This is a genomic window from Kitasatospora sp. NPDC054768 (assembly GCF_053612025.1).
In genome coordinates this window covers 1-9968 of record NZ_JBSHBN010000238.1, presented here as the reverse complement: position 1 = coordinate 9968, position 9968 = coordinate 1, and the positions used below count along the sequence as shown (strand labels likewise).

The window sequence follows — 9968 nt, the reverse complement described above, 5'->3', positions numbered from 1 at the left end:
TCTGGCGTTGACTTTTGGCACGCTGTTGAGTTCTCAAGGAACGGACGCTTCCTTCGGACCGCCTTCCAGCGGACCCTCCGGGCTTCGTTCTTTCGCGTTTCCAGCTTATCAGACACTTTCCGCTCCGTTTTCCGGAGTTTCATTCATCCGATTCGCTTTCGCCTTTCGGCGCTCCCGAACTCTATCAGAGCTTTTCGGTCCGTTTTCCCCGGTCATTCTCGAATTCAGATTCGAGCTCGTTCCGAGGGGCCGTCCCGTGGGGCAACTCGGAGAACACTACTCCCCTCCGGGTCGGAGGCCAAATACTCAGACCCCCGGACTCGGCCGGGTGACCCACTCGGCGACCGCAACCGTGGCGCGTCGCGGCAGGAGCGGGGACGGCTTCCGCGAGCGGGCCTTCGCCGTCGCCCGCGCGTACGTCGACTTCGCCGCCGACCACGGCGCACTACTGGAGCTGGCCTTCGCCCGCAAGCACGACCCCGCCGTGACGGACGGACTGGAGCTCGCCTGGCAGCCGCTGAAGGACGACCTCCGCGCGCTCATCTCCCTCGGCCAGACCCAGGGGCTGATCCGGGCCGGCGATGCCGACCGGATCGGCGCCATCCTCTTCACCGCCGTCCACGGCGTGGCCGCCCAGACCGCGAGCGGTCGGCTCTCCGGCCCGGCCCTGGACGAGGTCTTCGACGACCTGCTCACCCACCTGCTCCGCGGCCTGGCGCCGGGCGCCGACGACGAACCGCTGGCCGAGCCCGCCGCCCCGACCTGCTGACTGCCGCCCAGCGGCTGCCACCCCGCCAAAGAGCGGCCGGGCCGCCGAAAGGCAGCCGACCGCACCCGGCCTGCGCCGGGTGCGGTCGGGCCGGGCCGTCTCCTACTTGAACAGGCGGTCGCCGCTGGTGGCCATGCGGTGGGTGCCGCTGTGGCGGTTCACCCAGTCCCGGACCAGGTTGACGGCGTTGGCGCACTGCCAGCTGTTGTCGTACTCCCGCACGCCGGTGAAGGCGCCGTAGCCGGCGATGATGCCGTCCACCTGCGCGTCGCCCAGCAGCTTGTCGACGTACCAGGGGTCGTTGTAGGTGGTCGTCCAGGAGAGGGTGGCCGCGAGTCGTCCGGCGGCCCGGTCGGCGGCTCCCTTCTTCAGTTCCGCGCAGGTGTTGTAGGTGGCCTCCGTGCAGTTGCCGAAGCCCTTGGTGATGTCGCTGTCGCCGTAGTCCATCGCCCGGCGGCCGGCCGGGAATCCGGTGCCGGACTTGGCGAAGGCGCTCTGCACCTGGTCCCGGGTGCCGGTCGTGGTGATGCCCTCCAGCGGGCCGAGCCTGCCCTCCAGGCTCTTCCAGCCCCGGCCGCCGACGTCCGGGGTGCTGCCGCCGTGGTACTCGTAGAAGCCGTAGAGCACCTGGATGCCGGCGGCCGTCAGCCGCTGGGCCTTGTCGCGCAGTCCGGCGACGCTGCAGGTGCGGTTGGGCTCCTCGCCGCAGTAGTTGGGGTCCTTGATGTCCAGCCAGACCAGCGACAGCCGGCGTCCCGCGTTGGCGTTGGAGACGATGCGGTCGAGCATGCTGTCGAAGCTGGGGCCGAGCCGGTTCTCGCCGGCCGAGGAACAGTCGTGGTAGGCGCGCCACTCGTTCGGGTTCCACCAGGCGCAGACGTCGATCTCGATGGCGTTGGCGCCGTGGTTGATCGCGGCGTCCACGCCGTCCTGGGTGTCGACGGGGTGCGCGTTGGGTTTGTTGGGGTGAGGGTGGTGGGCGGCGGCCGCCGCCGCCGGGGTGGTGCCGAGCGCGGTGGCACCGAGGATCCCGCACAGCGCCGCCGCCAGTGCCGGGAGGATTCGCGAGCGGGCGCCGTGCCTGGGGTGAGTGGTCAAGGGGAACACTCCTTCTTGTTGGCGTACTGACAAGACGATCCCACCAACTGCGCCTCGGCGTACGGCAAACGGGCCATGAACGACATCCGGGGGACTCGGCCGGGGACACCGGAACGGTCGTCCGCCAGACCTGCTGGGCGTGGTGGCTCTGCACCGAGCCGGCCAGGTTCGCCTCCAGGCCGCGGGCGTGGCACAGCTCCACCCCGGCGCGTCCGCGTGCTCGGCGAGGTCGAACGCCCCCGGCGTGGACGGCGCGCACGGGTCGTACTCCCGCAGGCCCACCAGGGCGCGCCGCACCTGCGGCAGCGTCTTGCGGGCGTCCCACAGGTCGAGGTCCTGGGCGAACAGTACGGACATCACCCGGGTGTGCGACAACTGCTCGCTCCGGCGCGGCGTCGCCGTGATCTCGCCGAGCACCTCGGCCAGTTCACCGGTCCGCATGCCGTCCAGGCCGACCGTGACGATCCCGCAGGGATGGACCCGGGTGCCCGTCGCCAGGGCGACTCCGAGGGCGGCCTGCGCCGCCTTGCCGACCTGCTCGTACGCCTGCTTGGGCAGGGCCCGGCCGTCCGCCCGCCCGCGCCCGGAAGCGGCGGGCGGGCCCCGAGTCAGCGCCTCGGGCCGACAGCGGCGTACAGCGCGCCGCCGGTCACCAGCAGCACCACCGCGGTCCAGGTGGACGCCTCCGTGCCGGGGGGAAAGGTCATCCAACCGAAGGCCTTCCCCACGGTGGTGGGCGGCAGCGGCGGGACGAGGACGGCGAACGCCAGCCAGCCGGTCGGCAGGACCCAGGCCAGGTGCGCCCCGCAGAGCACCGCCCCGAGCGCGGCCAGGCCGACCAGGCCCGCGCTGTCCCGGACGACGACCTCGGTGGGGACGAACGTCGGACCCACCGCCTGAACCGCCAGCAGCGCCGCACCGGCGACCGCGCCGATCAGCACCGTGTGCGCGGCCCGGCGGGGCGCCCACCGGATCGCGGCGGTCCGGTCCAGTGCGAGGTCCTGCCCGCCGAGCCCGACGGAACCGGCCGCCACGCCCGCGGTGAGCACGTAGAACGCGGTCGGGTCCATCGCATCCGTCGCGCCCGTGCCGTAGCCCCGGGTGAGGGCCCACACCGCCAGCGCGACGAGCACGACCGCGGCGGCCGAGGCGGGCACCTGCCGTGAACGCGCGTACAGCATCAGCCACCTCATCACGACACACCCCCCACCGGCACCTCGCGCAGCCTTGCCGTGCAGGAGAGGGCGGCGGTGCGCAGCTCGGCGATCCGCGAGCGCTGCTCGGCGGGCGCCAGCCCCTTCAGCTCCTGCCAGAGGGCGTCGGCGTCCGCCCATGCCCTGCGCGAGAACACGTCGGTGGCCTGCTCCACCATCGGTCGGAGGGCGGGGTCACCGAGGGCCCAGCTCACGACGACGCTCTGGAGGGCGACGTCGTCCTGTGACCCGCCCTCCCGGGAGGTGCGGGCGTGGCAGCTCGGTGCCACTCCCTGGGCGACCAGCGCGCGGGTCAGGTCGTTGCCGGTCGCGTCGATGAACAGCTGATCGTCGAAGTCGACCAGCACCGCGTCGGCGGGGAGCGAGCGGGGATCGCCGAGCGCGCGCAGCGCGGTGTCCTCCCGTACCGAGGTCGGTGCCTTGTCGCCCAGGGACTCGTGCAGCACGCGCAGCGCCTCCCGGCCGCGCGGCGCGAGCTCGGCCAGGTGCGAGCGGCTGGCCTGGGTCACGCACACCGGTCCGTCGCACACCATGGCCGCGGCGGCCTTGTCGACGACGTAGCTGTCGCGCGCGGCGGCCGGCAGGACCAGCAGGGCCACGGCGGCGCCGGCCAGGGCGGGGGTCACCGCGAGCAGCCGGGCCCGGCGGGTGGCGGCCGCCAGCAGCGCGAGGCCGGTGGCGAGCAGGCCGAGCAGCCAGACCGTCTGGCCGAGGTGGACGGAGTCGGAGAGGGTCAGCAGCATCTGCCGCGGGTCCGCGGTCACCGGGGACAGCAGGCCGATCCGGTTCGACGTCCTGCTCTCCGGCACCTCCCCTTCGATCCGTATGCGCAGCATGCCCGTCACCGCGAGGCAGGCCACCACCAGGGCGGGCGGGGTGAGGACGGAGGGCAGCGTCCGCGCGACGCCCATGGCGAACACGGCGGCCGCCACGAGGCCCAGGACCGCCACCAGCGAGATCGGCAGCCAGCCGAGGCCCATGTAGGTGGTCGGGCCGAACGCCACCTGCGCTCCGCCCACGACGACGAGGAGGCCGAAGCCCACCGCCAGCGCGAGCGCGATCGCACCCGCCGGCAGCGCCGCACGGCGCCAGGCCGGCAGCGGCGTGGTCGTCAGCAGTTCGGTCATCCGCGAGCGGGGTTCACGCAGCCCGTACACCGCCCCGATGCCGACCACGAGCGGCAGCCAGAAGGCCAGCAGGGAACGGGTCCACATGGCCATGGTGGTCCACTGGGCCGTCCACCCCGCGGTGCCCCTCGACCAGATTCCGTCGTACAGGAGGAAGACCGCCAGGCTGCCGCCCAGGACGACGGCTCCGGCCCACGGGGCGGCCGAGCGCTTCAGCTCGGTTCGCAGTACACGTCGGTTCACCAGGCGCTCCCCTGCTGTCCGGAGGTGCGGAGCAGCGCCGAGTAGCCGCGCTCCAGGGGGCTGTCGCCGGGGTGCTCGGTGCTGCCCGCGGCGGCCAGTTCGTCCGGCGTGCCCTGGAAGACGAGGCGGCCGTCGGCGAACAGGACCACGTCGGAGCAGGCCGCCGCGACGTCCTCGACGAGGTGGGTGGAGACGACCACGCAGGTGTCGCGGCCCAGGTCGTGCAGCAGCTCGCGGAAGCGCAGCCGCTGTGCCGGGTCGAGGCCGGCCGTGGGCTCGTCCAGCAGCAGCACCGTCGGGGAGTTGACGATGGCCTGGGCGATGCCGGCCCGCCGCACCATGCCGCCGGACAGGGTCTTCATCCGGTGGTCGGCGCGGTCGGCCAGGCCCACCCGTTCCACGGCGCGCTGGACGGCCTCGGGGACGTCCTTCTTCGGGACCTCCTTCAACCAGGCCATGTACTCGACGAACTCGCGCACCGTGAAGCGCTTGTAGTAGCCGAAGTCCTGCGGGAGGTAGCCGATGCGGCGGCGCAGGGCCCGGTGGTCGCCCGCCTTGCCCAGGGAGGTGCCGAGCATCTCCAGTTCGCCCTCGGTGGGGCGCAGCACCGTGGCCAGGGTCCGGATCAGGGTGGTCTTCCCCGCCCCGTTGGGCCCCAGGAGGCCGTGGGCGCCGATGCCCAGGGAGAGGTCGAGGCCGTCGACGGCCATCGTGTTCCGTCCGACGCGGACCTTCAGGCCGTCGGCCCGGATCTCCCAGGCGTAGGTCTTCGGCGCGGTGTCGGCCGCGCTCGTCACGGGTGTCATGCGGTGGTCCCTTTCGATGGTGGACATTCGAGGGTGGACATGGGTTTCACAGCGTCGAGTACGCGTCCCTGCGGGCGATCACGGCGCCGGCGCCGAGCGCGAGGAGCAGCCCCCACAGGGGCAACCGGTCCGGTTGCAGGGCCAGTTGAAGGACGGAGGGGACGCGACCGGTGAGCGACGCGGGGGCCAGGACGACGGCGCCCCACGCGAGCGCCAGCCCGACGGAGGCGCGGGTCACCCCGACCACGCTGCCCAGTGCCAGGGCGGCGGAGGTGAAGGCCAGGGAGGGCAGCAGCCACTGCGCGGCCGTCATGGTCCCGGTCAGCCATCCCCCCAGCAGCAGCGGGGGCAGGACCACCACGAGGACCGCGGTGGTGCGCCTGAGCAGCAGCGGCAGACCGGCCCGGGCGGTCGAGGCGGTCAGTTCGTGTGCCGGGTCCAGGCCGCTGGACCACGACGCGGCGACGCCGCACAGCGGCAGCACCGGCGCGATCAGCGACACGAGTGAGGAGCCGCCGAAGCGCTCCGACGGCGCGACCGCGTCCAGCAGCAGCGCCACCAGGGTGACGACGGCGGTCATAGCCAGCCACGGGGTCATCACCGGCGTCAGCCAGGACGACACCCATCCCGGCCGGTACCGCCGCGGGGCCACTGTGACCGCCGCGTCCAACTGCGGTTCCAGACCGGCCCGGACGGTGTCGACGAGCGCGGCGATGCCGGGCACCCCGGTGGCCACGGAGGCCGCCAGCCGGCTCCGGCAGGGCGCGCAGGTCTCCAGGTGGGCCTCCAGTGCCCAGACCGTGTCCGCCGCGATCGTCGTGTCGCCACGTGCGTAGTCGTCGATCAACTGCCTGGACGCGTGTTCCGTACTCATGCGAGCGCCTCCCGCATCGCGATCCGGGCCCGACGGGCACGGGTCTTGACCGTGCCTTCGGGCAGTCTGAGCAGGACGGCGGTCTCCCGGACGGAGAGCCCGTCGAGCACCGTGGCCTGCAGTACCTCGCGGAGTTCCGGCGCCAGCCGTCTCAGGGCGTCGCCGACGTCGCCGCCGACGGTCCCGGCGAGCGCCTCCTCCTCCGCCGCGGGCACCACCGCCCGCTCGGCCGCGGCGACCGGCGGTTCGGCGTGGTGGGCGCGGCGCCGGAACGCGTCGACGAGGCGGCGTGCCGCGATCGTCCACAGCCACCCGACGGCCGTCCCGCCGACCGCGCTCCCGGCGAACGCGCCGGCCGCGCGCCACACCGCGAGATAGGTCTCCTGCATGACTTCGGCGACGATCTGCTCGTCCGCGCAGCGGCGGCGCAGCCGCACCGCCAGCCATGGCGACGTACGCCGGTACAGCTCGTCGAACGCCCCGCGGTCTCCCCTGGCCACCAGCCGGAGGAGGCGCTCCTCGTCCACCTCGTCCAGTGCTCTCCTGCGTGATCTCACACCAGCCAGACGCGAGATCCGGCGCCCGGGTTCTGGATCCGGCGTGACCTGCGCCACATTCCGCGCCCGGGCCGTCGGCTCCGGCTGATCGGTCGGTCAGCCGGAGGGCGGGACCGGCGCCCGCGCCGCCGGTAAGGTGGTGGATCGTGGCCAGTCGTAAAACGTCGATCATGGAAGCAGCGGCGCGGGTGATCGCGCGGCGCGGGGTGCGCGGACTGCGGGTGGAGGAGCTCGCGGCCGAGGCGGGTGTGTCCACCGCGCTGATCTACTACCACTTCAAGGACCGTACGGGGATCCTCCGGCAGACGCTGGAGTTCATCAACGACCGGGCGGAGCGGTACACGACCGAACGCGCCGAGGACGCCCCGCCGCTGACGCCCCGCGAGGAGCTGGAGCAGACGCTGCTGCTGGAGCTCCAGGACACCCCGGAGGTGCGGGAGAACAGCACCGCCTGGGGCGAGCTGCGGGCGAGCGCGGTGTTCGACGAGACGCTGCGCGAGGACCTGGCGCGGGCCACCCGGATCTGGGTGCAGGAGGTCGCGGAACTGCTCGGCGACGTGCGGCCGATGGCCTCGGCGGTCGCGCTGGCCGGCGCGGCGGAGCGGCTGACCGCGCTGCTGGAGGGGCTGAGCACGCGCTGGCTCAGCGGCAGCCTGCCGCTGGCGCACGCCCGCACCCTGCTGACCGAGGCGATCGAGGTCGAGGTGGCCCGGCTCGGGTCCTGAGCCGTACGGACCGCACAGGGCTTGTCACGCTGCGCGGGGAGCCCGTCAAGGATGCGTTATGGCGCGCCCATGGGTTTGACTGAACTTTCAGTCAGTGCGAGCCTGAAGCCGCAGGAAGGGTGCTGCCGCCGGCCCGTCCCCGTGGTGCGCCACCGCGTCGCGGCGCGAAGAGTGGGATCCGGCGGCCCTCGGCGCCCTTCCCGGCACCGTCGCACGATCTGGAGACCCTCATGACCCACTACCCCGACGACCGCTCCACCGGGCCGTACCCCTGGGTGCCGGCGGACGACGTCCCGCACGCGCGGACCTGGATGTCCTGGCCCTCCCGCAGGGGCGTGTGGGGACTGCGCCTGGGCGGCGTCCAGGAGGACATCGCCCTGATCGCCCGCACGATCGCCGAGTTCGAGCCGGTGGTGATGTGCGCCCCCGACGACTGGACCGCCGGCAAGGCCCGGTCCCGGTGCGGCTCCGGGGTGGAGGTGATCACCGCCATCCCCACCGACGACCTGTGGATGCGCGACACCGCGCCGGTGTTCCGCCGGGACGGGTACGGCGGCCTGGACGCGGTGATCCTCAACTTCAACGGCTGGGGCAACAAGCAGGTGCACCACGACGACGCCCGGGTCGCCGAGCGCCTCGCCGCCCGCCGCGGCCTGCGCCACACCTACGCGGACTTCGTCGGCGAGGGCGGCGCGATCGAGACCGACGGCGACGGCACGGTGATGGCCACCGAGAGCAGCCTGGTCAACAAGAACCGCAACCGCGGCATGAGCCGGGCCGAGATCGAGGAGTCCGTCCTGGAGGCCTACGGCGCGGACACCATGATCTGGCTGCCGGGCATCAGGGGCGAGGACATCACCGACGACCACGTGGACGTGACCTCCCGGTTCGTCCGCCCAGGCGTGGTGATGGTGCAGCTGCCGCCGGCGGACCGCAACGACTCCTGGGCGCGGGACGCCCGCGAGCAGTTCGCGATCCTCTCCGCCGCCACCGACGCCCGGGGCCGCCGCCTGCAGGTCGTCCCGGTGCACGGCCCGGACACCGTCCGCTCCCGCAGCTCCACGTTCGTCGACTCCTACCTCAACTTCGTCCTCGTCAACGGGGGCGTCATCACCGCCGAGTTCGGCGACGCGTACAAGGACGCCGCCGCCCGGGAGACGCTCGCCGCGGCCTTCCCCGGCCGCGAGGTGGTGCAGATCGACGTCGACCGCCTGATGGCCGGCGGCGGCGGCATCCACTGCTCGACCATGCACGAACCGCTGCCGTAGCCACCGGGCGGCCTGCGTCGCAGCCGCAGCCTCCGTACCGCACGTCCTGTCCACCGCACCGACCACCACAGCCGGAGTGCCCGTATGTCCCCTGCCCTGTCCCGCCGTACCCTGATGCGCCGCCTCGCCGGTGTCGGCGCCGGCGTCGGCGCCCTCACCCTCGGCCTCACCGCCTGCGACCCCAACGGCATCGAGGACGGCGCCACCCTGCCGCCCCCGCAGCCCGGCGGCACCCCCGGTGTGCGCCGCTTCGGCGCCGAGTGGGAGAAGCACCTGCGCACCGTGATGTCCTGGCCGGCCTCCGAGAACATCTGGGGCGAGCAGCTGCCGGACGTCCGCCGGGACGTCGCCGGCCTGGCCCAGGCCATCGCGGCGCGCGAACCGGTCGTGCTGATGGCCCGCCCCGAGCAGCAGGACGCCGCCCGGAAGGCCTGCGGCTCGGCCGTCGAGGTGGTGCCGATCGCCGTCGACGACCTGTGGGCCCGGGACACCCTGCCGGTGTTCGTCGAGGAGGGCGGCACGGTCAAGGGCGTCGACTTCAACTTCAACGGGTGGGGCGGCAAGCAGCAGCGCGGCAACGACGCCAAGGTCGCCCGGACGGTGCTGGCCAAGTACGGCGTGGAGCGGGTCGAGACCCGGCTGGTCGCCGAGGGCGGCTCCTTCGAGACCGACGGCCAGGGCACCCTGATGGTGACCGAGAGCTCCGTCGTCAACGACAACCGCAACCCGGGCATGACCCGGGACCAGGTCGAGGCCGAGCTGAAGCGGGTCCTCGGCGTGAGCACGGTGATCTGGCTGGCGGGCGTCAAGGGCAAGGACATCACCGACGCCCACGTCGACTGCCTGACCCGCTTCGCCGCCCCCGGCGTCGTCCTGCTCGACCAGGCCTTCCCCGGCACCCCGCCGGACGTCTGGTCCCGCTCGGCCGACCAGGCCCGCGCCGTCTTCAAGGACGCCACCGACGCGACGGGCCGCAAGCTCCAGGTGGTGGAGCTCCAGCAGCCGGACCCGGACAGGATCACCGGGCGCGGTGACGCCTTCGTCTCCTCGTACATGAACTTCTACATCGGCACGAAGGGCGTCTACCTGCCGAAGTTCGGCGATGCCAGGGCCGACGACCGGGCCCAGCAGATCATGAAGCAGTACTTCCCTGGCCGGGAGATCGTGCCGGTCACGATCGACGCGATCGCGGCCGGCGGCGGTGGCATCCACTGCGCCACCCACGACATCCCCGCCCTGGGCTGAGCGGGCGCCGGGCCGGCTCCCCGGGTCGGCCGGAGGGTCGGC

The 9968-nt window shown here is 73.1% G+C and carries 10 protein-coding genes; 4 read left to right on the top strand and 6 right to left on the bottom strand.

Annotation, left to right across the window (positions count from 1 at the left end; all coding sequences use genetic code 11):
• The first annotated feature begins 328 nt into the window (after positions 1-328).
• The gene (locus tag ACWGKU_RS38640; RefSeq protein ID WP_452179988.1) at positions 329-769 is read left to right on the top strand and encodes a TetR-like C-terminal domain-containing protein; all 441 of its coding nucleotides are present in this window, start codon (positions 329-331) and stop codon (positions 767-769) included.
• Between the two features lie 102 nt (positions 770-871).
• Here the strand turns inward: ACWGKU_RS38640 and ACWGKU_RS38635 are convergent, their stop codons facing one another.
• From ACWGKU_RS38635 to ACWGKU_RS38610, 6 genes are all read right to left on the bottom strand, one after another.
• Positions 872-1876 (bottom strand): phospholipase, encoded by a 1005-nt coding sequence (locus tag ACWGKU_RS38635; protein ID WP_452191772.1) that lies wholly within the window; start codon positions 1874-1876, stop codon positions 872-874.
• A 599-nt stretch (positions 1877-2475) separates the two neighbouring features.
• Complete coding sequence (locus ACWGKU_RS38630) at positions 2476-3060, bottom strand: hypothetical protein (RefSeq protein ID WP_401052750.1); 585 nt, start codon at positions 3058-3060, stop codon at positions 2476-2478.
• Complete coding sequence (locus tag ACWGKU_RS38625; RefSeq protein WP_452179990.1) at positions 3060-4451, bottom strand: hypothetical protein; 1392 nt, start codon at positions 4449-4451, stop codon at positions 3060-3062. Before ACWGKU_RS38625 ends, ACWGKU_RS38630 begins: the two co-directional genes overlap by 1 nt.
• The gene (locus ACWGKU_RS38620) at positions 4448-5257 is read right to left on the bottom strand and encodes an ABC transporter ATP-binding protein (protein WP_452179991.1); all 810 of its coding nucleotides are present in this window, start codon (positions 5255-5257) and stop codon (positions 4448-4450) included. The genes ACWGKU_RS38625 and ACWGKU_RS38620 overlap by 4 nt, the downstream gene beginning before the upstream one ends.
• A gap of 46 nt (positions 5258-5303) precedes the next feature.
• Positions 5304-6131 carry a zf-HC2 domain-containing protein gene (locus tag ACWGKU_RS38615; RefSeq protein ID WP_452179992.1) on the bottom strand — a complete coding sequence of 276 codons (828 nt, stop codon included), beginning with the start codon at positions 6129-6131 and terminating at the stop codon, positions 5304-5306.
• Positions 6128-6631, bottom strand: coding sequence for an RNA polymerase sigma factor (locus tag ACWGKU_RS38610; RefSeq protein ID WP_097234875.1), 504 nt, complete (start codon positions 6629-6631; stop codon positions 6128-6130). Before ACWGKU_RS38610 ends, ACWGKU_RS38615 begins: the two co-directional genes overlap by 4 nt.
• Before the next feature lie 203 nt (positions 6632-6834).
• On the opposite strand from ACWGKU_RS38610, the gene ACWGKU_RS38605 reads away from it, so the two are divergent.
• From ACWGKU_RS38605 to ACWGKU_RS38595, 3 genes are all read left to right on the top strand, one after another.
• Complete coding sequence (locus ACWGKU_RS38605; protein ID WP_359898998.1) at positions 6835-7413, top strand: TetR/AcrR family transcriptional regulator; 579 nt, start codon at positions 6835-6837, stop codon at positions 7411-7413.
• 230 nt (positions 7414-7643) lie between these two features.
• On the top strand, positions 7644-8681 hold the full coding sequence (locus ACWGKU_RS38600) for an agmatine deiminase family protein (RefSeq protein WP_401049405.1): 1038 nt from the start codon (positions 7644-7646) through the stop codon (positions 8679-8681).
• A gap of 84 nt (positions 8682-8765) precedes the next feature.
• A complete protein-coding gene (locus ACWGKU_RS38595) occupies positions 8766-9926 on the top strand; it encodes an agmatine deiminase family protein (protein WP_401049406.1) in 1161 nt (386 codons plus the stop codon).
• The last annotated feature ends 42 nt before the right edge of the window (positions 9927-9968 follow it).

What these genes read in the sequence shown, in the direction of transcription:
- ACWGKU_RS38630 (WP_401052750.1), bottom strand. Translation starts at nt 3,060, where the DNA reads ATGAGGTGGCTGATGCTGTACGCGCGTTCACGGCAGGTGCCCGCCTCG.
- ACWGKU_RS38620 (WP_452179991.1), bottom strand. Translation starts at nt 5,257, where the DNA reads ATGACACCCGTGACGAGCGCGGCCGACACCGCGCCGAAGACCTACGCC.
- ACWGKU_RS38615 (WP_452179992.1), bottom strand. Translation starts at nt 6,131, where the DNA reads ATGAGTACGGAACACGCGTCCAGGCAGTTGATCGACGACTACGCACGT.
- ACWGKU_RS38600 (WP_401049405.1), top strand. Translation starts at nt 7,644, where the DNA reads ATGACCCACTACCCCGACGACCGCTCCACCGGGCCGTACCCCTGGGTG.
- ACWGKU_RS38595 (WP_401049406.1), top strand. Translation starts at nt 8,766, where the DNA reads ATGTCCCCTGCCCTGTCCCGCCGTACCCTGATGCGCCGCCTCGCCGGT.